Annotated in this window: 16 protein-coding genes; 8 read left to right on the top strand and 8 right to left on the bottom strand. The window is 63.5% G+C overall.

The genetic code is table 11. The features are described 5' to 3' along the window. Nucleotides 1-5 precede the first annotated feature (5 nt). The 5 genes from A3AI_RS0126975 to A3AI_RS0126955 all read right to left on the bottom strand — a co-directional run bounded on the left by A3AI_RS0126975 (nt 6) and on the right by A3AI_RS0126955 (nt 4359). Nucleotides 6-1460: a YncE family protein gene (locus tag A3AI_RS0126975; RefSeq protein ID WP_024518579.1), complete on the bottom strand. Its 1455-nt coding sequence runs from the start codon at nt 1458-1460 to the stop codon at nt 6-8. Nucleotides 1461-1469: 9 nt separating this feature from the next. Beyond that, entirely contained in the window at nt 1470-1916 is a 447-nt protein-coding gene (locus tag A3AI_RS0126970; RefSeq protein WP_024518578.1) for a DUF305 domain-containing protein, read from the bottom strand. 251 nt (nt 1917-2167) lie between these two features. Continuing rightward, entirely contained in the window at nt 2168-2968 is an 801-nt protein-coding gene (locus A3AI_RS0126965; RefSeq protein ID WP_024518577.1) for an SDR family NAD(P)-dependent oxidoreductase, read from the bottom strand. Between the two features lies 1 nt (nt 2969). Beyond that, nucleotides 2970-3524, bottom strand: a complete 555-nt coding sequence (locus A3AI_RS0126960) for a carboxymuconolactone decarboxylase family protein (RefSeq protein WP_024518576.1) — start codon at nt 3522-3524, stop codon at nt 2970-2972. A gap of 22 nt (nt 3525-3546) precedes the next feature. After that, nucleotides 3547-4359, bottom strand: a complete 813-nt coding sequence (locus A3AI_RS0126955) for an SDR family NAD(P)-dependent oxidoreductase (RefSeq protein WP_024518575.1) — start codon at nt 4357-4359, stop codon at nt 3547-3549. Between the two features lie 145 nt (nt 4360-4504). Between A3AI_RS0126955 and A3AI_RS0126950 the strand changes: the two genes are divergently transcribed. The 5 genes from A3AI_RS0126950 (at nt 4505) to cyoD (ending at nt 8910) form a co-directional block, all read left to right on the top strand. Next, complete coding sequence (locus A3AI_RS0126950; RefSeq protein WP_156927959.1) at nt 4505-4864, top strand: hypothetical protein; 360 nt, start codon at nt 4505-4507, stop codon at nt 4862-4864. A 204-nt stretch (nt 4865-5068) separates the two neighbouring features. Beyond that, nucleotides 5069-5899 carry a cytochrome ubiquinol oxidase subunit II gene (locus tag A3AI_RS0126945; protein ID WP_024518573.1) on the top strand — a complete coding sequence of 277 codons (831 nt, stop codon included), beginning with the start codon at nt 5069-5071 and terminating at the stop codon, nt 5897-5899. Continuing rightward, entirely contained in the window at nt 5889-7892 is a 2004-nt protein-coding gene (gene cyoB / locus A3AI_RS0126940) for a cytochrome o ubiquinol oxidase subunit I (RefSeq protein WP_024518572.1), read from the top strand. The genes A3AI_RS0126945 and cyoB overlap by 11 nt, the downstream gene beginning before the upstream one ends. After that, a complete protein-coding gene (locus tag A3AI_RS0126935) occupies nt 7889-8527 on the top strand; it encodes a cytochrome (ubi)quinol oxidase subunit III (protein WP_024518571.1) in 639 nt (212 codons plus the stop codon). Before cyoB ends, A3AI_RS0126935 begins: the two co-directional genes overlap by 4 nt. Beyond that, nucleotides 8524-8910 (top strand): cytochrome o ubiquinol oxidase subunit IV, encoded by a 387-nt coding sequence (gene cyoD / locus A3AI_RS0126930; RefSeq protein WP_024518570.1) that lies wholly within the window; start codon nt 8524-8526, stop codon nt 8908-8910. The genes A3AI_RS0126935 and cyoD overlap by 4 nt, the downstream gene beginning before the upstream one ends. Here the strand turns inward: cyoD and A3AI_RS0126925 are convergent, their stop codons facing one another. Next, the gene (locus tag A3AI_RS0126925; RefSeq protein ID WP_024518569.1) at nt 8911-9696 is read right to left on the bottom strand and encodes a thermonuclease family protein; all 786 of its coding nucleotides are present in this window, start codon (nt 9694-9696) and stop codon (nt 8911-8913) included. A 227-nt stretch (nt 9697-9923) separates the two neighbouring features. Here A3AI_RS0126925 and A3AI_RS0126920 point away from each other — a divergent pair, with 227 nt between their 5' ends. The 3 genes from A3AI_RS0126920 (at nt 9924) to A3AI_RS0126905 (ending at nt 13254) form a co-directional block, all read left to right on the top strand. Further along, nucleotides 9924-11528: a GMC family oxidoreductase gene (locus tag A3AI_RS0126920; protein ID WP_024518568.1), complete on the top strand. Its 1605-nt coding sequence runs from the start codon at nt 9924-9926 to the stop codon at nt 11526-11528. A 7-nt stretch (nt 11529-11535) separates the two neighbouring features. Then, nucleotides 11536-12006, top strand: a complete 471-nt coding sequence (locus A3AI_RS0126915) for a hypothetical protein (RefSeq protein ID WP_051382500.1) — start codon at nt 11536-11538, stop codon at nt 12004-12006. 225 nt (nt 12007-12231) lie between these two features. Further along, nucleotides 12232-13254: a S1C family serine protease gene (locus A3AI_RS0126905; protein ID WP_024518566.1), complete on the top strand. Its 1023-nt coding sequence runs from the start codon at nt 12232-12234 to the stop codon at nt 13252-13254. 327 nt (nt 13255-13581) lie between these two features. Here the strand turns inward: A3AI_RS0126905 and A3AI_RS0126900 are convergent, their stop codons facing one another. Next, a complete protein-coding gene (locus A3AI_RS0126900) occupies nt 13582-15363 on the bottom strand; it encodes an NAD(P)/FAD-dependent oxidoreductase (protein WP_024518565.1) in 1782 nt (593 codons plus the stop codon). Between the two features lie 1022 nt (nt 15364-16385). Then, the gene (locus A3AI_RS0126890) at nt 16386-19862 is read right to left on the bottom strand and encodes an indolepyruvate ferredoxin oxidoreductase family protein (RefSeq protein ID WP_024518563.1); all 3477 of its coding nucleotides are present in this window, start codon (nt 19860-19862) and stop codon (nt 16386-16388) included. Nucleotides 19863-20029: the final 167 nt, after the last annotated feature.

The raw sequence follows: 20029 nt of genomic DNA, 5'->3' as shown, positions 1-20029 counted from the left end.
AGACTTCATTGCGTTTCGACTTGAACGGGTGGGCCTTGCGTCGTCATGTCGCCGGGGGCGATGACGAGATAACGCTGCTCCGTCTTCGCCGATGAATCGACAAGCTGCCGGATTTGTCCGACGGCATTCACGATCGCCGAACCCGCCGGATTGGCCATGAAGGCGGCCAGCGGCTGCAGCTGTCCGCTTCCGTCCGCATGCTCTGATAACGCCAGCACGTATTTTTCCTTGGGCGTAAGCCCTGTGACGGAGGCTTCCAGCACCTGGATCAGGCCCTGGTCGAACAGCGAAACGCTGGTCGGGGCTTGAGTGTCCTTTGCACCGTCCTTGGCCGCGAGCGAAAGGTGGGCGACCTGGCCGGCGAGGCCGAGCGGCTGCAGATTCTGGCGATCGTCCGGATTGGGCGCGGCGTTCGGGACGTAGGCGATCGCCTGCGGTGCCTGGCCGATCGGGATATTGCCGATCACCGTGTTGGTCGCGGTGTCAATGGCGGCCAGCGCATCCGCATTCTCCAGCCCGACATAGATGCGCGTGCCGTCGCCCGATGGCCACACGCCGTGCGGCAGCGCGCCGACCGCAATGGTCGCCACCTGCGAGAAATCGTCGGTGCGGAACACCTTGACCTGGTTCAGGCCACCGATGGTGACATAGGCGAAGGTGCCTTTCGGCGTGTGCGCGAAGTTGACGTGGTTGGTGATCGGCCCGGTGTCCAGCGTCTTGATCGCGTTGAACGGCGGCTTGGCATTGAAGACCTGCGTCTTGCCGGTGTCCTTCAGCGTGAACCACACCTGGCTCCCGTCCGGCGTCGCCGCGATATTCGGACAGAACGGGCTTTCCTGCTTCACCTTGGCGACGATCTTGTGATTGTCGACCTCGACGACATCGGTCTCCGGATTGAAGGAGGAGCAGACATACCCGTATTTGCCGTCTGGAGAGAAGATCTGCATGCCGGGACCGGCGGGCGTGGTGATGCGGGTCTTCTCCTCGAATGTTTTGGCATCAAGCACCGCGATATAGTTCTCGCCGCGCACGGTGACCCAGACCTCCTTGCCGTTCTGCGTATAGAATGCCTCGTGCGGCGAACGGCCGACATAGGTCACGTGCTTGACCGCATTGGTTGCGGTATCGATGAAGGTGACGGAGTTCGACCCGATCGAGACCACGGCCAGCGTGTGATGATCGGGCGAATAGCCCATGCCGTGGACGAGCACCTGGCCCTTGTAGAGCGGGCTGAGATTGGCAGGCGTCGGATCGCCAAGCCTGATCACGCCGAGCAGCTTGTTGTCGACGGGATCGCTCACAGAAACGGTGTTGGAGAATTGCTCGGCGGCATAGACCCGGTCGTGATGGCTCACGGGGATATCGGCTGCCGACAAGGCGCCGGGCGCCTGGCCCGCCCACGCAGGCAAGCCGGCCGCAAGCATGGTGCCCGCAAGCAGGGCGTTCTTCCAGATCGTCATGTGTGGCTCCTACTTCTTCATATCCATCGGCATGTTCATCTGCATGCCCTCATGATGATGTTCGCTTGCGGCTGGGGCCGCCGGCGCCGGTTGGGTCGGGGCGGGCGTGGTGCTGTCGGCCTTCTCGCCGATTGCAAGCTTCATCGTCGCGATCTCCTGCATCTGGTCGACAATGATCTCCTGCGCGATGCGGCGCAGCTGCTCGTTCTTGCCGTAGCGCAGCTCGATCACCGCCATGTCGATCGCGCCCTGGTGATGCGGGGTCATCATGGCCACGAAATCGCGATCGACGTCACCGGACGGCTTGGCCGCCATGTCGTTCATCATCTTGGTCATCGCCGCGTCGTTCTCCTTCATGAAGGCGCTCTCTTCGGCCGTCATCGCAGGCGGGTGCGGCTCTTGCGCGAACGCAAGTGGCGGTATGGCCAAAGCAAAAAGAAAGCGCAGGCCGATCATGGCCGCACCGACGCCAGGTTTGAGGAGACGAATTCTGTGCCGCGCCGCGACCACGACGTTTCGAACGCACTGTCGGCTCATGTCGAACTTCTCCTGCGGGCGATTGCGAGGGTGTGACGCATAGGTGCGTCTTCTATTCCGCTGCAGCCACGCGCTCTTTGGGTAATGGACGGGCTGGCGCCAAAAAGTGCAGGAAAAACAAGGCAAAAGGCCCCCAGAGGGAGCCGATCACATAAGCGTTAGCGCCGGTCCTAACCCCGCCGCACGCTGGCCCCGCCATCGACCGGCAGTGTCACACCGGTGATGAAATCGGCCTCGTCGGACGCCAGAAACAGCGCGGCATTGGCGACGTCCCAGGCCGTGCCCATTTTCTTCCGTAGCGGCACCTTGCTGTCGCGCTCGGCGGCGACCTCGGCGCGGCTCTTGCCGAATTCGCGGGCGCGGGTATCGACCGCCATTGGCGTGTCCATCAGGCCGGGGAGGATGACATTGGCGCGGATGCCGTAGTCGGCGTTCTGGTAGGCGAGCTGCTCGGTGAAGGCGATCATCGCGGTCTTGGTCGCCTTGTAGGCGACGTAAGGGTAGGTCGTGATCGCGGCCATCGACGAGATGTTGATGATGGCGCCGCTCCTCTGCTGTCGCATGATCGGGATCACATGCTTGGCCGCGAAAATGCAGCTCCGCAGATTGATCGCGACGCAGCGGTCGAATGCCTCTTCGCTGATCTGAAGCAGTTCGGCATCGCCGCCGGACAGGCTGACGCCGACATTGTTGTGCAGGATATCGATGCGGCCCCAGCGCGCGACCGCATCCGCCGCCATCGCCTTGAGCTCGCCTGTCTTGGTGACGTCGGCCTTGAAGGGCGCGGCGGTGCCGCCCTTCGCCGCGATCATCTCGACGGTTTCCTGGGCGGAGGCGAGGTTGTGATCGACGCAGAGAACCTTGGCGCCCTCGCGCGCAAATGTGAGCGCGGTGGCGCGGCCGTTGCCCATGCCTTCGCCGGGGCTTTGTCCGGCGCCGACCACGATTGCCGTCCGATCCTTCAGGCGCATGTCATTTCACTCCCGGCATCGGGTACTGTTCCAGCACCTCTTTGTAATAGGGTTCGTTGTCCATTTTCATGGTGGCGAGCACGCGCACCACGGCGCAGTAGAAGGCGATGGTGAGCACGAGGTCGACCATCTCCTCGTCGGAGAGATGGCTCTTGATCTCGGCAAAGGTTGCGTCCGACATCGCAAGCTCGCGCGCCATTTCGCGCGCGCCTTTCAGGATGGTCTTTGCCAGCGGCTCGAGATTCGAGGTCTTGTCCTCGGTCTCCGCGATCAAGCCCGCGATGTCTTCGTCGGTGACGCCGAATTCCCTGCCGATCTTCACATGATGGGTGAATTCGTATTCGGACTGCTCCAGCCAGCCGACCTGCAGGATCGCAAGCTCGCGCAGGCGCGGGTTGAGCTTGCTCTTGAAGCGGATATAGCCGCCAACGCCGTTGAAGGCGCGCGCCATGTCGGGCGAGTTGACCAGCAGCTTGTGCAGATTGGTGTTGCGCCTGAGCATGTCGCGATATTCGGGCGCGACCTGGTCGGCCTCGAGATAGGGCAGGCGGGCCATGCAGTTTCCTCTCTGGGTTGGATCAGTGTTCTTGTGATTCCCGCTCCGGCGCCTGCAACGTGACGCCGCCATCGACCACCAGCACCTGGCCCGTGATATAGCGGGCATGGTCGGAGAGCAGGAAGCGCACCGCGTGGCCGACATCCCAGCCGGTGCCTTCGCGCTTGAGCACCGAGGCTTTCGCCCGTTGGCTGCGCGCTGCCTCGCTCATGCCGCGGGCGTAGACCATCGGCGTGTACATCGGTCCCGGGCAGATGCAGTTGACGCGGATATTGTCTCGCCCGTGATCGACGGCCATCGCACGGGTCAGCCCGATCACGGCGGCCTTGGAGGTGCTGTAGGTGGTAAGCCCGCGCGGCCGCAGCGCCGAGATCGAGGAGATGTTGACGATTGCACCGCCGCCGGCGGTCTTGATCATGGCTGGAATGACATATTTTGAGAGCAGGAACATGCTCTCGACATTGACCTGCATGACGCGGCGATACTGCTCGGCCTTCTCCGCAACCACGCTGCCGCGGCTGCCGATGCCGACATTGTTGTCGAGAAAGTCCAGCCGGCCGAAGCGCTCGACGCAGGTGTCGACCAGCGCTTTGCAGTCGCCCTCATTGGTGACGTCGCCGCTTGCGGCGATGGCCGTCCCGCCCTCGGCCACGATCATCTCGACGGTGCGCTGTGCCAGCGCCAGCTCGCGATCGGCCACCAGCACCTTTGTGCCGGCGCGCGCGAGCAGAATGGCCGCGGCCCGGCCATTGCCGATTCCGTCGCCGGCCGCGCCACCGCCACTGATCAGCGCGACCTTGCCGGCCAGGCCGGCATCCTCCTCGGGTCCCTGCATTGCTCTTGTCCTTTTTATTTGCGGTACGATAGCAACGCCGCTCAAGCGCGAGAAGGCCGGTCGTGGCGTGGCGGCCTGAGCGCAGCGCAGGACAGTCTTTACGAACGGCGCGGCGGCGGCGCGCAGAAGTGTCGCTGGATGAACCGTGTCGGCAGCAGGAGCGGGCGGATGTCCCGGACTTGTTCTGGCGCGCGGATCGTTTCCAGCAGGATTTGGCTCTGGCGCACCGACGCGGCCGAGCTGGTCCAGATCCCAGGTCAACGTGCTGATCGCCGGCGTTGCGCGCCAGGTGCGGGCAAGCGCCAAGGCCGCGGCTTGGCGCGGCGTCAGGCAGCAGATCGTTGCGGAGACGTCCTACGAACGCGGCGATCCCACCATCGGCTCGCAGATCATCGCGCTCAAGACATCTGGCGCCAATGTGTTCTTCCTGCACGCCAATCCGCGCTTCTCGGCACAGCCCGATCCGACCTGGGAAGGCTTGAGCCGTGCTTCGACGATGCGGTAACGCAGATCTGCCGCGCGCGGTCGTGCAGGATGCGTAAGTCACTCAGCTTGCAATGGAATCCTCGTTGCCGGTCTGGCGGCTGACGCCGTCGGGCAAATTTGGAATGCTCGCGTCACGCAGTTCCGCTATAGTCGATACCGATCGTCAGTTTGGAACCGCTCGTCCTCCAGCGCGTTCCGGGTTTCGGCGAATGGGGAGCGCTGGATGAACATCCTCGACCCGCACGGCCCGATCGCGGCCGCCAACAAGACCATATTGATCGATTCCGTCGCGATCATGCTGGCGATCGTGGTGCCGACCATTGTCGCGATCTTTGCCTTCGCCTATTACTTCCGCGCCTCCAACACCCGCGCTTTCCATCTTCCCAATTTCGCTCACTCCGGGCGACTCGAACTCGTGGTGTGGTCGATCCCGACGCTCACCATCATCCTGCTCGGCGGCGTCGCCTGGATCGGCTCGCACGAGCTCGATCCGCGTGTACCCGTCGCAGGCACGGGAAGCCCGGTCCGAATCCAGGTCGTCTCGCTCGACTGGAAATGGCTCTTCATCTATCCGGACCAACGGGTTGCGACCGTCAATGCGCTGACCGTGCCGGTCGGAGCGCCGCTGCAATTCGACCTGACCTCGGCGAGCGTGCTGAATGTGTTCTTCATCCCGCAGCTCGGCAGCATGATCTACACCATGAACGGCATGGTCACGCGCCTCAACCTGCGCGCGGACCAGGAGGGGAGCCTGCAGGGCTTGTCGGCGCATTTTTCCGGAGCCGGCTTTCCCGAGATGATGTTCGACGTCCACGTGATTTCGCCGCTCGACTTTCCCAAATGGGTTGAGGCGACTGCGAAAAGCGACAATGTGCTGAACGCGGATAGCTACAAGCAACTGTCGCAGCAATCGATCGAGACGGGCAGGCCGACTTATCGGCTGGACGATCCCACGCTGTTCAATGACATTGTAACCCTGCGCATTCCGCCGGGGCCCGGGCCCCAACTGACCGACAACCTGGCGAAGAAGGGCGGAGCACTCAATGTTCGGTAAGCTGACCTTGGACGCCATCCCCCTCCACCAGCCGATCCCGCTGGTTGCGGGGTCTTTTGTGATCGTCGCGATCCTTGCAGTGTTGGCCTGGGTCGTGATCGCCGGCCATCTGCCGTATCTCTGGCGCGAGTGGATCACGAGCGTCGACCACAAGCGGATCGGGGTGATGTACTCGCTGCTCGCGATGGTGATGCTGCTGCGAGGCGGCACCGATGCCATCATGATGCGTTCGCAGCAGGCGGTCGCCTTCCATTCGGAGGGTTACCTGCCGCCGGAGCACTACAATCAGATCTTTTCCGCACACGGCACCATCATGATCTTCTTTGTCGGGATGGCGTTCATGATCGGGTTGATGAATCTCGTGGTGCCGCTGCAACTCGGGGTGCGCGACGTGGCATTCCCGACGCTCAACTCCGTCGGCTTCTGGCTCACCGCGACCGGCGCACTGCTCGTCAACGTCTCGCTCGTGGTCGGCAACTTTGCTCGCACCGGCTGGTTACCCTATCCGCCGCTGTCGGAACTGACCTATTCGCCCGACGTCGGCGTCGACTATTTTCTGTGGGCTCTGCAAATATCCGGGGTCGGCACCCTGGTTGCGGGGATCAATCTCGTCACCACCGTGCTGAAGCTGCGCACCAAGGGCATGACCTATTTGCGCATGCCGATTTTCTGCTGGACCACCCTTGCTTCAAGTCTGCTGATCATCGCGGCATTTCCGATTTTGACCGCCACCTTGGCCATGCTGATTCTCGACCGCTATTTTGGCTTCCACTTCTTCACCAATGAAGGTGGCGGCAATGTCATGATGTTCATGAATCTGATCTGGGCCTGGGGGCATCCCGAGGTCTACATCCTGGTGCTGCCCGCTTTCGGCATCTATTCGGAAATCGTTCCAACATTCTCCGGCAAGCCGCTGTTCGGTTACCGCTCCATGGTGATGGCGACCATGGCGATCTGCATCATCTCCTTCTGCGTTTGGCTGCATCACTTCTTCACTATGGGGGCGGGGCCCAACGTCAACGCCATCTTTGGCATTGCCAGCATGATCATTGCAGTACCGACCGGCGTGAAGATCTACAATTGGCTGTTCACCATGTATGGCGGCCGCGTGCGCTTTGCGACGCCGATGATGTGGTCGATTGGCTTCATGGTGACCTTTATCATCGGCGGCCTGACCGGTGTCCTCGTCGCCGTGCCTCCGGCGGACTTCCTCCTGCACAACAGCCTGTTTCTGGTGGCGCACTTCCACAACGTCATCATCGGCGGCGTGTTGTTCGGGGCCTTCGCCGGCTACAGCTATTGGTTTCCGAAAGCCTTCGGCTTCCGCCTGCACGAGGGGTGGGGCAAGGCAGGGTTCTGGTTCTCTCTCATCGGATTTTACGTCACCTTCGTTCCACTATATGCGGCGGGCATGCTCGGCATGACTCGACGCTTGCAGCACTACGACGTCGCGGAATGGCGGCCCTGGATCATGGCAGCGGGGGTCGGAATGATTTTGCTCGTGATAGGAGTGCTTTGTCAGATTTGGCAGCTCGTCGTCAGCATCCGCCATCGCGAGGAGCTGCGTGACGTCACCGGCGATCCCTGGGACGGACGCTCGCTGGAATGGGCCACGGCCTCGCCGCCGCCGGCATTCAATTTCGCGGTGTTGCCCGATGTCGAGGGCGAGGATGCCTATTGGGCGATCAAGTCGCGTGCCAGGGAGCAGGGCCTCTTGAGGAGCGAGCCCGAGTACAAGGATATTGAAATGCCGCGCAACTCGCCGACCGGCTTCGTCTGCGCCTTTTTTGCGACGATCATGGGCTTTGCGCTGATCTGGCATATCTGGTGGTTGGTCGCCCTCGGCGGCTTCGGCGCGTTTGTCACCTTCATCGTGTTCGCCTGGCGCGATCATGACGAATACATCATTCCTGCCGCCGAGGTTGCACGCATTGATCGTGCCAACCGCGAGGTGCGCCTCGCCGCCATCAGCCATGCGAGGAGCCCGTCATGACCGACGCGACGCTCGCTTATGGACGTGGCGATCCCTATCAGTTGCATGGCGGGCGGCCGCATGAGGGTCCGGCGTCGAAGCGGATCGTGACCGGCTACGGCTTCTGGATCTTCTTGCTCAGCGACATCGTGCTGTTCTCCTGCTTCTTCGCGGCCTACGCGGTGCTGCTGGGGCAGACTGCGGGAGGGCCGAGGGGCTCCGAGATCTTCGATCTCAGAAGCGTCGCGGCGGAAACCGCGCTTCTCCTGATATCGAGCTTCGTCTGCGGACTAGCCATGATTGCCGCCGATGTGCGCAATCAGCGCTGGTTCCAGATCGGCATGGCGGTGACCGGCCTGCTCGGGCTCGGCTTTCTTGCGCTGGAATACCGCGAATTCGCCGGTCTCGTCGGGCGCGATGCAGGCCCTACCCGCAGTGCCTTTCTCTCGGCATTTTTTACGCTCGTTGGATGTCATGGCGCGCATGTTTCGGTGGGCGTTCTTTGGCTGCTGACCATGATGGCGCAGGTGTTTGCCAAGGGCTTTCGTGCCGACATCATGCGCCGCCTGTTGTGCTTTGCGCTGTTCTGGCATGTGCTCGATATCATCTGGGTCGCGATCTTCTCCGTCGTCTATCTGATCGGGAGTGCCGCATGAGCGAGTCTGACCTGCACGGTCCGGCCGGCCTCGCGCCGGGCGATGAAGAGGAAGTCCGCATCGGCCCGCGCGTGCTCGGTTATGTCGTCGGCCTCGGGCTCGCGGTCCTCCTGACCGTAACCTCGTTCTTCATCGCCGGCACCGACCTCGTCTGGCAGCCCTCGATCCCGGTGGCGCTGGTCGTGCTGGCGATCGCGCAAATGGGCGTGCACCTGGTGTTCTTCGTCCATATCACCACAGATCCTGACAACACCAACAACGTGATGGCGCTCGCCTTCGGCTTGCTGATCGTATTCCTGGTGGTCGGCGGCTCGCTATGGATCATGAGCAATCTGAACCAGAACATGCTGCCGATGGATCAGATCATGCAAATGCAGCGGTGATCACTTGCTCTTGCCGGCCCGGCAGTTGAACGCGCGGCGGAAGCCGGCTGCGCGGGCGTCGTCCTCGGAGCAGAACCAGCGGTCCGGCTGCGTCAGCCCGGCATAGCTGCTGCAGCCCTGCAGGAAATAGATTCCGGTATTGCCGGTAAAGCGGGCGCGAACCGCGAACTTGCCCTTGATGCTGCACTTCGGCGGCATCGAAAGATCCGCCGGAAACAACGCTGCGCGAATTTCCGCGTCGCGGTCGGCCCGGCAGGATGCGCCCATCAGCGCGCCGTCCTTCCTGCCGGTGCGGAAATCCTGCGGCGCGGCAAAGCAGCCTTTCCACAGGCCGCGATTGTCCGCTTTCGCGGCGGCCGCGTCGTCCTTGAGATGCAGTTTTGCCGCCGGCTCGACGCTCACCGCAAGGCCCTTCTGCACTAGCTGCTGGTTCAGGCTGGTCGTGTCGCCCTCGACGCGGCAGATGCCGAGACGGCGGTTCTTGAAGGTCTTGTCCGCACCCAGATCGTCGCAATGGACGGGCCGGCCGCCGATCAGCTTCGTCAGTTGCTCGCGCGCGTCGAGGCCGCAAGCCCAGGGATCGGCATGGTCGTCGATGCAGACCTGGTCCAATTCCGGTGCGTCCGCGCCGTCGAGGCGATAGGCGACATCGCCGAGCTGCACGGTATCGCCGTCCCTGACCACCATGGTCGTGGCATTGGTGATGCCGGGAATCGCAACAAGCGACAAAGCAAGAACAATGGCGCAGGCCGACCAGAGCAGATGAGGCAGGTTAGATCGTCGCATGCGTCATTCACCGGGGCGTTGCGGGCGAGGATGTTGTAGCTACCACAGTTGCATTGTCACAAAAATTGACGTCTTGCACCCGTGCTCTGCATGGATGTCCCCGGTTTCAGTCGCTTTACTCCAGCCCCGAACTGATCCTATCGTCGATTTGTCACCGGCGGCTGCAGTCGCCGCGTTGCGGTGCACCGATCGCCGATCGATAGCGGCGACGGCTTCAAGGGGGTGAAATGCCAAAGAACGATCCGGTCGACGTCCTGATCATCGGCGCCGGCGCGTCCGGTGCTGCGGTGGCCTGGAGCCTCGCCGACACCAAGATGCACATTCTCTGCCTGGAGCAGGGTGGCTGGATGAATCCGTCCGCCTATCCCTCGACCGGGCGCGACTGGGAGGCGCGCTTCTACGGCGACTATTCGCCGAGCCCGAACATCCGCGCGCGTGCCGAAGATTATCCGATCAATGACGACAATTCGCCGATCAAGGTGGTGAATTTCAACGGCGTCGGCGGCTCGACCATCATGTACACGGCGCATTGGCCGCGGCTCAGTCCGTCCGATTTCCGCGTCAAGTCGCTCGACGGCGTCGCCGACGACTGGCCGATCAGCTACGAGATGCTGGAGCCGTTCTTTGCCGAGAACGACCGCATGATGGGCGTCTCGGGGCTATCAGGCGATCCCGCTTTTCCACCGACCGAGCCGCCGATGCCGCCGCTGCCGCTCGGCAAGTCCGGCACGCTGTTCGGCAAGGCCATGAACAAGCTCGGCTGGCACTGGTGGCCCTCGGATACGACGGTTGCGACCACCGACTATGAGGGCAGGGCGCGCTGTATCAATCTCGGCCATTGCACGCCGGGCTGCGCGCAAGGTGCGAAAGCCTCGACCGACATCACCTATTGGCCGCACGCCCTGCGCGCCGGCATCGAGCTGCGCACGCATTGCCGCGTGAGAGAAATCCTGACCAACGAGCACGGCATGGCCTCCGGCGTCGTCTATTACGACCAGGACGGCGTCGAGCAATTCCAGCCGGCCGAGGTCGTCATCATCGCCTGCAACGGCATCGGCACGCCGCGGCTTCTGCTCAACTCCACCTCTGGCCGCTTCCCGAACGGGCTTGCCAATTCGTCGGGCCTGGTCGGCAAGAATCTGATGTTTCACCCTTACGCCCAGGTCTATGGCTTCGTCGAGGAGGAAACCGACAGCAACCGCGCGCCGCCGACCTGCCTGTGGAGCAAGGAGTTCTACGATACGGACCTCTCGCGGGGCTTCGTGCGCGGTTATGCCATCCAGTTCGGCCGCGGCGCGGGGCCGGTGTTCGAGGCGGTGATGAGCGAGGCCAAGGGCATTTTGCCCTGGGGCGCCGACCATCATCGCGTCTTCCGCAAGCTCAACGGCCATCGCCTCGCACTGTCGGCGATCTGCGAGGACCTGCCGGAGGAGCATAACCGTGTGACGCTCGATCCGGTGCTCAGGGACAGCCACGGCATTCCGGCGCCGCGGGTCGATTACACGATCTCGGAGAACTCGAGGAAGATGATGGAGCACGGCATCGCGCGCGCCAAGGAGATCCTGGCCGCGGCCGGGGCGAGCGACATCTGCCTGAACAGCCCGATTCCCTATGGCGGCTGGCATCTGCTCGGCACCGCGCGCATGGGCACGGACCCCGAGCGTTCGGTGGTGAACGAATGGGGCCGCTCGCACGATGTGAAGAATCTTTTCATCGTCGACGGCAGCGTGTTCGTCACCTCGGGCGGCGTCAACCCGACCTCCACCATCCAGGCGATCGCGCTCTATGTCGCCGATCAGATGAAACAGCGCCTGGCCAATTTGTTCGATTGAGGCGACAATGAACAGTGTTGATACGAATACAGTGACCGGGACCGGCCTCACACCAGGGCAACGCGACGATTTGCGCGCGATCGCCGCGATGATGATTCCGGAAAGCGCCGAGTACAGGGTGCCCGGGGCCGACGATCCCATGATCCAGGCCGATATTCTCGCAACACTCGGCCGCGACGCCACGCGCGTCCGCGAGGCGCTTGACCATATCGGGCGGCTCGCGGGCCAACCGCTGGCCGCGCTCGATGCGCAAAGGCGCGAGGCGGTGGCGCGGGAATTTCGCGAGAGCGGCGGGGTGGCAGCCGCGACGCTCGTGCGTGTCGTGCTGCAGTGCTATTATCGCGACGACCGTGTGCTGCGGTCCCTGAAACTGGAACCGCGGGCGCCGTTTCCGCTGGGCCACACGCTGGAGCAGGGCGACTGGTCGCTGCTCGATCCGGTCAAGGCACGCCCGTCGATGTGGCGCAGGGCGCCATGAGCCTGCATCCTCTTCGGTGCCGAATTCCCTACGCATCTGGATACGGGTTCGGCTGAAGGAGCTGCGCGGACACGTGACGGGGGCAGGGGAATAGCCCGGCCGTTGCCGCCTGCTTCACCTCTCCCTGGTCGGGAGAGTTGTTGTTCGCGCCCTGGCCACTCGGGCAGGCGGCCTTGCGCATCGGCTGCCTCATGACCATCTCACATGGCCTCAAAGGAATTCGCCATGCTGGATTTCACCACCGATACATTTGTCGACGCCTCGGCGTCGCAAGCCACAGAGCAGGCGCCGGTCAACGACCGGGCGCTGCTGGACGCCTACTCCAATGCCGTCATCGACGTCACCGACCAGGTCGGCCCGGCCGTGGTGCGCGTCGAGACCGGCCCCAAGGTTCGCAATGCGCGCGAGCGCGGCGGGCTTGGCTCGGGCATCGTGATCTCGCCCGACGGGCTTGTGCTGACCAACAGCCACGTCGTCGGCACCTCCAAGGAGATCAGGCTGCGCGACATCGAAGGCTTCGACACCGACGCCCATGTGCTCGGCGTCGATCCCGACACCGATCTCGCGCTGCTGCGCGCCGACGGCGCTCGTGACCTGCGCTATGCCTCGCTGGGCAATTCCAAGACGCTGCGCCGCGGCCAGCTCGTGGTCGCGATCGGCAATCCGCTCGGCTTTGAGTCGACGGTTACCGCGGGCGTGGTGTCCGCGCTCGGCCGCTCGATTCGCTCGGTTTCGGGCCGCACCATCGAGGATGTGATCCAGACCGATGCCGCGCTCAACCCCGGCAATTCCGGCGGCCCGCTGGTGTCGTCGCAGGCCGAAGTGATCGGCATCAACACCGCCATCATCAACGGCACGCAAGGCATCTGCTTTGCGGTCGCGAGCAACACCGCGCAATTCGTGCTGTCGGAGATCATCCGTCATGGCTATGTCCGGCGGGCCTATATCGGCGTTTCCGGCCAGACCGCGCCGGTGCCGCGGCGTCACGCGGTGCTCGCCGGTGTCGAGAACAAGATGGGTGCGCTTCTGATGCAGATCGAGCCGGACGGCCCGGCAGCGAAGGCGGGGCTTCTGCCCGGCGACGTCGTGATCAGGCTCGATGGTGTCGACATCAACGGCGTCGACGACCTGATCCGCGTCCTCGACCGCGACCGCATCGAGAAGACGTTGGCGATGGACGTGTTGCGGTTAGGCCGGCTGCGGGCGATCGACATTCATCCGGTCGAGCGCAAGCGCGAGGCGCGCTAGCGCTGAGCAAGTCTCGCCGCAGGCTCGGTCGACCTCTCCCGGCAGGGAGAGGTGCAGTCGGGGCTCCTAACCGGCTACGTGGGCAACAGACTGGACCGGCGACATGGGTAACAGGTCAACTGATCGGCAGGGAGGGCTTGCCCATGGCACCTCGGCGGCCTCATCCCTGACTGCCCCCGCCTTGGCAGGAATGTGCTTTCGAGTTGGAAGAAAGCTTCGTCTCCTATCAGGAAAAATGGAGACGGCGCAGTGGGAGGTTCTCCTCCAAAGGCGCCTCGTGAAGAAAACGGGTCAAAACAAGAATCCAGAGCTCCGGTTCTGATTCAATCAGAACCGGAATTGCTCTATGCCGTAGATCGGCGTCGGCAGACCTGCATGGCGGGCCTTGATCTGCAATGCCAGTATGCGCGAAAAGAAACGCATCAGACCAAAATTGCCGTTGTGAAACCAAAGGCCCTGTTGCCGCGTCGGCTTCCATACGTTGCGGGTCTCTCCAGTCCATGGCCCAGGGTCGCGGCGCACCCCGGAGCCAATGCCGCCGATGGGGCCGAGTTTCTGGATGATCTCGCTCGAAAGGATCGCCCCAGCCTGGGCCAGCTTTTGGTATCCCGTAGCATAGACGATGAAGTCGGCCGGCAGTTCAACCCCGTCGCTCAGAACCACGCTCCGTTCGCAGATCGAGGCGACCGAGACGCCGCTTCGCACGGCGACATCGCCATTAATGATAAGTTCCGAGGCGCCCACGTCGATGTAGAAGCCGGAGGGGTCCTGCATCCCTCGTGTGAAGAAGCCGCCGCCATCCGCACCAAAGTCGTACAGGAAGCCGGCCTTGCTCAGTCCTTCGTAGAAGTCCGCATCCTTGGCCTTGATCGCGGCGATGAAGGGAGCCTGGAATTGTGGCATGAGGCGACTAGGAATGGAGGCTGCCAGAAGATCGGCGAGCTCGGTCGGCGGCTTTGGCGCAGGAGTGTCGGTATCATAGATCTCGACGGCGGGCAGCAGCGAGTCGATGCGCATCACGATCGTCGGGCTGCGCTGGATCATCGTGACGTTGGCGCCGGCCTCCCAGAGCTGTGCGGCGATGTCGTGCGCCGATGTTCCCGCCCCGATTACGATGCTTCGCAACCCATCGCATCGCTCCATCTCACGCACGTCCGCAACATGCCGCTGTGGGCCCGCGAAGCGATCGCGGCCCGGGATGTCGGGAACGTACGGCGCATCCCAGAAGCCAGTCGCGAGCACGAGTTGCGTCGGCCGCAGCTCGATCGATCGTCCGCCGCGGATGATCGATAGCCGCCACGTGCCAAGCGCCTCGTCGTATTGTGATCCAACGCAGTTTGCGCCGGCCCAGATGTCGAGATCCATGATGGTCGCATAAGCATCCAGCCAGTCCGCCACACGGTCCTTGGATGCGAAGCGTGGCCACGTCTCGGGGAAGGGCAGATAGGGCATGTGGTCGTACCACACGGGCGAGTGCATCGAGAGCGTCGCGTAGCGTTCGCGCCAGGTATCGGATGGGCGTTCGCGCTTATCCACGATCAGCGTCGGCACGCCAAGCTGCTTGAGGCGCGCCCCGAGCCCGAGACCTGCTTGCCCGGCGCCGACGATCACACAATAGGGCTGCTGTGCAAAGCCAAGTTCGGTCGTCCGGCGGTCCCGCTCCGTTCGCCAGTCGGGCCGCCCGCGTTCGTATCGCGGCGGCGCGCCGCTGGTGCGGCGGGCGCGGGTCGTCTCCTCGAAACCGATAAGCTCCGACACCGCGGTCAGCAACGTCCAGCAGCGCCCGCCTCTCAGACGGAGGATCGCCGAACACCGCGCCGTGCGCGTTCGAAAGGACAGCAAGGCCTGATCGACGCCATTGTTGGAACCAAGGGGCTGGTCAATGTTCCAGGCGGTCGGCGCGATCCTTTCGAGACATGCCGAGAGCATGGCGCGGATCGCATCGCGGCCGTCGGCCGTATACACATTCCAGGTCAGTGCCGCGAGATCACGCCAGAAGCCGTCCGGTTCGAAGAGATCGAGTACGGCGTCGATGTCGTGGCGATCGAGAGCTGCACCGAACGCCGCGACCCATGTCTCGATGGTCGTTTCGCTTGCAGTTCTGTCCATCGGCAACTCCAACCGTGCGCTGGTTCGAGCGGACTATCGTCACGCCCAACTGGTTGGATACTCGTGGAGAATCTGTTTCCGCACGATGTCACATTGGATTGTTGGGTTGCGTCTGTAACGAGGATGGTGGATGGACGCGGATCGCGGTCGCTGTCAGACAGACAGCATTTCGTCACTTGTGACAGATTTACCTAAGCAAACTCGGACCCCGGCGACCTATGAGCGAGTTTAAATCGCCCGCTGCCGCTGCTCGACCGCGCCGACGAGCCAGTCGAATAGTGCCCCACCTTCACGACAATGAAGGGCGTGCCAGGCGCGCATTGATGAGCGCCTCTGCATCTCGCGGCTCGGCATCTTGCGGCTCGGCATGCCAGCCATCCGCAAATTGCCCGTCGTGCCAATCTGCCGCAGGTGGTCGTCGTTGTAAATTCTGCAAATCGGAAGTATTCTAGCATCCCGCCTCGCCAAGAGGGGCGCATCGCGATCGTCACGACGCGCGAGGGGGGATGCGGTGGACGTGGGGGCGCTGACAGACGAGCGGCGCATCCGCGGACGAGCGAAGTCGTGTGGTCCTGGCGCCCCAGAGATCTGGTGCCAAGCTCGTGCAAGATGATGTGCGGGCGACGGTGGCAAACGGGATGGTTCACCGAGGAGATCACGTATAAGCCGTAAACCACTGCGCAGGGAAGGCCGGTGTGATTCCGCCTGTACCCGTGGCTTCGCGCTTTCGCGCAACTTCTTCGCGCGAAGGCCCATGGGTGCGTGCGGGCACCCGGTCTTCCCTGCGCCCTCCATGTTTCGAGGGCGAAAGCAAGATGTAAAACCCGGGCGAAACGCGCCGCGGGAAGGTTGGCTTGTGTCTCTCTCTTGTCATTGCGAGGAACAAAGCGACGAAGCAATCCAGAGTCGTCAGCACGGCTCTGGATTGCTTCGCTTCGCTCGCAATGACGGCGGAGCGTTGATTGAAGCCGAACGCCGACACGATGTCGGGCCGGCTTCCGCCAGGACAACGCGGAGTGTTCTCACTCCGCCGCCGCGGCGAAGCTGGCATTGCCGAGCTCCGCTTCGAGCCGCGCCTGTTCGGCCCTGGCCTTCCTGATGTTCTCCTCCTTGATATGGCCGTAACCGCGGATCGTCTCGGGCACGCGCGCGAGCTTTGCGAGCAGCGGAATATGCTCCGGCCGCAACCCGGCGATCCGTTGCTCGATCATCGCAAGATAATCCTCGATCAGCTTGCGCTCGGCCTTCCGCTCCGTCGTTCGTCCGAACGGATCGAACGCGGTGCCGCGCAAACGCTTCAGCTTGGCGAGCCAGCGGAAGGCATGGATCATCCAGCCGCCATATTCTTTCTTCTGCAGATGGCCGGTGGCCGGGTCGCGCTGGGCGAAGATCGGCGGCGCCAGGTAGAATTTCAGCTGAAAGTCGCCGTCGAACTTGTCCGACAGTCTCTTCGCAAAGCTGCCGTCGGTGTAGAGCCGCGCGACCTCGTACTCGTCCTTGTAGGCCATCAGCTTGAACAGGTTCTTCGCCACCGCCTCGGTCAGTTCGGTGGACGCGGGCAAGGCGGCGGTTTCCGCCTTGCGCACCTTGGCGACCGCAGCAAGGTAGCGGTCGGCGTAGGCCTTGTCCTGGTAGTCGGTCAGGAATTTCGCTCTGACGTCGATGACGTCGTCGAGCGAGCGCAACGGCTGGGCGGCGCGGGCACGGAACTGGATCACACTGCGCACGCGGGCCATGTCATGCGCTGCGAGCCGGCCCCAGGTGAAGGCCTGCTTGTTCATCTCGACCGCCGCGCCATTGATCTCGATGGCGCGCATCAGCGCTTCCAGCGAGAGCGGGATCGCGCCCTTCTGGAAGGCGAAGCCAAGCATGAAGGGATTGGTGGCGATGCTGTCGCCCATCAAGGTTGCGGCAATGCCTGTCGCATCGATGATGTCGAGATTGCGCTCGCCCACCGCATCGCGCAGCGCGGTCTGCATCGCCCCCATCTCGAAATCGATGTCGGGGTTCTGCACAAAGCTCGCGGTCGGCTGCAGGTCGGCGTTGACGTAGGCCTTGGTCACCCCGCGCTCGACGCGGCTCAGCGCCGTCGTACCCGTGGAGACCACGATGTCGCAGCCGAGGATCAAGTCCGCGCCACCGGTGGTGATGCGGACCGCGGCGATATCCTCCGGCGTCGGCGCGATGCGGACATGGCTCATCACCGCGCCGTTCTTCTGCGACAGGCCGGTGAAGTCCAGCGCCGAGCAGCCGCGACCGTCGACATGGGCGGCCATGCCGAGCAGGGCGCCGATGGTGATGACGCCGGTGCCGCCGATGCCGGTGACGAGGATATTGTAGGGCGCGGCAAGCGCGGGCGTCTGCGGCAAGGGAAGGTCGGCAAAGAGGTGACCGGTATCGATGGCAGAGGTCTCGACGCGCTTGAGCTTGCCGCCGTGCACGGTGACGAAGCTCGGGCAGAAGCCCTCGACGCAGGAGTAATCCTTGTTGCAGTTCGACTGGTCGATCTGGCGCTTGCGGCCGAATTCAGTGTCGAGCGGCTGCACCGAGACGCAGTTCGAGGCTTGCGAGCAGTCGCCGCAGCCTTCGCAGACGAGGTCGTTGATGAAGACGCGCTTGGGCGGATCGGGATAGAGCCCGCGCTTGCGGCGTCGGCGTTTCTCGGCCGCACAGGTCTGGTCGTAGATCAGGACGGTGAGGCCCTTGGTGTCGCGCAGCTCGCGCTGCAGCTGGTCCATCTCGCGGCGATGATGCACCGTCGCGCCGGATGGGAAATAGCCGCTTGGCGGATATTTGCCTGGGTCGTCGGAGACGATCGCAAGCCGCTTGACGCCTTCGGCCCAGACCTGGTGCGCGATCTGCGCCACGGAGAAGCTGCCTTCGGCGGGCTGGCCGCCGGTCATGGCCACCGCGTCGTTATAGAGGATCTTGTAGGTGATATTGACGCCGGAGGCTGCCGCGGCGCGGAGCGCCAGAAGGCCGGAATGGGTGTAGGTGCCGTCGCCGAGGTTCTGGAAGATATGCTGTTCGCTGGTGAAGGGCGCTTGTCCGATCCAGTTGGCACCTTCGCCGCCCATTTGGGTGATGGTCGCGGTGCGCCGCGCCGGAACATAGAGCGCCATACCGTGACAGCCGATACCGGCCATGGCGCGGCTGCCTTCGGGCAGTTTGGTCGAGGTGTTGTGCGGGCAGCCCGAGCAGAAATAGGGAGTACGTTGCAGCGAGATCGGCGCCTGCGCCGCGACAGGATGCTCGAACGCCTCGAGCCGCGCCAGCCGCTGCTCCAGCACCGGGCTGTTGTGGCCAAGCCGCCGCAGCCGCGCCACGAGCGCGGACGCCACGATGGTCGGAGTGAGTTCGCCTTCGCTCGGCAGCAGCAGACCGCCAGCCTCGTCGCGCTTGCCGACCACGCTGGGCCGGCTCCAGGCATCCATATTGTAGAGAATGCGCTTGAGCTGATCCTCGATGAAGCCGCGCTTCTCCTCCACCACGAGAACGTCCTGCAGCCCTTCGGCAAAGCGTTTGGCGCCTTGCTCCTCCAGCGGCCAGGTCAGCGCGACCTTGTAGATCCGCAGTCCCAGTCCTTGCGCATCGCGCTCGCTGATGCCGAGATCGGCTAGCGCCTGGCGCAAATCGAGATAGGCCTTGCCGGTCGCGAGGATGCCGAGCCGCGCCGGCTTGCTATCGAGCACGATCTTGTCGAGCTTGTTGGCGCGGACGAAAGCGGCGACGGCGGCCATCTTCGGTCCGAACAGCCGGGCCTCTTGCTCCAGCGGCGGGTCGGGCCACCTTATATTGAGGCCACCCGGCGGCATCTCGAAATCATCAGGCGTCACGATCTGGATGCGGTCGGAGGCGCTATAGACCGAGGCCGAACTCTCCACCGTTTCGCCGATCGCCTTGAAGCCGATCCAGCAGCCGGAATAGCGCGACAACGCAAAGCCATAGAGGCCGAGGTCGAGATAGTCCTGCAAGGTCGCGGGATTGATCACCGGGATCAGGGCTGCCGCAAACACCTGCTCGCTCTGATGCGCCAGTGTCGAGGACTGGCAGCCGTGATCGTCGCCGGCGAGCGCCAGCACGCCGCCGTTGCGCGAGGTGCCGGCCGAGTTGGCATGCTTGAGCGCATCGACCGAGCGGTCGACGCCCGGGCCCTTGCCGTACCAGATGCCGAACACGCCATCGACCTTGGCGCCCGGGAACAGCCCGATCTGCTGGCTACCCCACACAGCGGTCGCGGCGAGATCCTCGTTCAGGCCAGGTACAAAAGCGATATCCTGCGATTGCAGGAAGGACTTGGCGCGCCACAACGCGTGGTCGTACATGCCGAGCGGCGAGCCGCGGTAGCCGGAGATGAAGCCTGCGGTGTTGAGCCCGGAAGCGCGGTCGCGCTGGCGCTGCAGCATCGGCAGCCGCACCAGGGCCTGAACGCCGGAGAGATAGATCCGCTTCGCCTCGAGCCGGTATTTGTCGTCCAGCTCAACCTGCAGCAGCGTCATCGTGGGTGCTCCCTGTCGTCTTGGTCGTGTCGCTTCTTCTTGGGACTTGCCTTCTTGGGAATAAGGTCTTCTTGGTCCGGCAGATCGATGCGGTGGCCAGTCAAAAGCATGTGCCGGCAAAGTCAATATAGCTGACCCGGTTCATACGGGCCGGCATGGCCGTTACG

It is taken from the genome of Bradyrhizobium sp. Tv2a-2, assembly GCF_000472425.1.
GTDB lineage: Bacteria > Pseudomonadota > Alphaproteobacteria > Rhizobiales > Xanthobacteraceae > Bradyrhizobium.
Note: the sequence above shows the minus strand (reverse complement) of the source record. Positions and strands in the feature narration are given on the sequence as shown.

Bases quoted from the DNA above. Each gene is read 5' to 3' on its own strand.
- A3AI_RS0126975 (WP_024518579.1), bottom strand. From the start codon at position 1,460: ATGACGATCTGGAAGAACGCCCTGCTTGCGGGCACCATGCTTGCGGCC.
- A3AI_RS0126970 (WP_024518578.1), bottom strand. From the start codon at position 1,916: ATGATCGGCCTGCGCTTTCTTTTTGCTTTGGCCATACCGCCACTTGCG.
- A3AI_RS0126965 (WP_024518577.1), bottom strand. From the start codon at position 2,968: ATGCGCCTGAAGGATCGGACGGCAATCGTGGTCGGCGCCGGACAAAGC.
- A3AI_RS0126960 (WP_024518576.1), bottom strand. From the start codon at position 3,524: ATGGCCCGCCTGCCCTATCTCGAGGCCGACCAGGTCGCGCCCGAATAT.
- A3AI_RS0126955 (WP_024518575.1), bottom strand. From the start codon at position 4,359: ATGCAGGGACCCGAGGAGGATGCCGGCCTGGCCGGCAAGGTCGCGCTG.
- A3AI_RS0126945 (WP_024518573.1), top strand. From the start codon at position 5,069: ATGAACATCCTCGACCCGCACGGCCCGATCGCGGCCGCCAACAAGACC.
- cyoB (WP_024518572.1), top strand. From the start codon at position 5,889: ATGTTCGGTAAGCTGACCTTGGACGCCATCCCCCTCCACCAGCCGATC.
- A3AI_RS0126935 (WP_024518571.1), top strand. From the start codon at position 7,889: ATGACCGACGCGACGCTCGCTTATGGACGTGGCGATCCCTATCAGTTG.
- cyoD (WP_024518570.1), top strand. From the start codon at position 8,524: ATGAGCGAGTCTGACCTGCACGGTCCGGCCGGCCTCGCGCCGGGCGAT.
- A3AI_RS0126925 (WP_024518569.1), bottom strand. From the start codon at position 9,696: ATGCGACGATCTAACCTGCCTCATCTGCTCTGGTCGGCCTGCGCCATT.
- A3AI_RS0126920 (WP_024518568.1), top strand. From the start codon at position 9,924: ATGCCAAAGAACGATCCGGTCGACGTCCTGATCATCGGCGCCGGCGCG.
- A3AI_RS0126915 (WP_051382500.1), top strand. From the start codon at position 11,536: ATGAACAGTGTTGATACGAATACAGTGACCGGGACCGGCCTCACACCA.
- A3AI_RS0126905 (WP_024518566.1), top strand. From the start codon at position 12,232: ATGCTGGATTTCACCACCGATACATTTGTCGACGCCTCGGCGTCGCAA.
- A3AI_RS0126900 (WP_024518565.1), bottom strand. From the start codon at position 15,363: ATGGACAGAACTGCAAGCGAAACGACCATCGAGACATGGGTCGCGGCG.
- A3AI_RS0126890 (WP_024518563.1), bottom strand. From the start codon at position 19,862: ATGACGCTGCTGCAGGTTGAGCTGGACGACAAATACCGGCTCGAGGCG.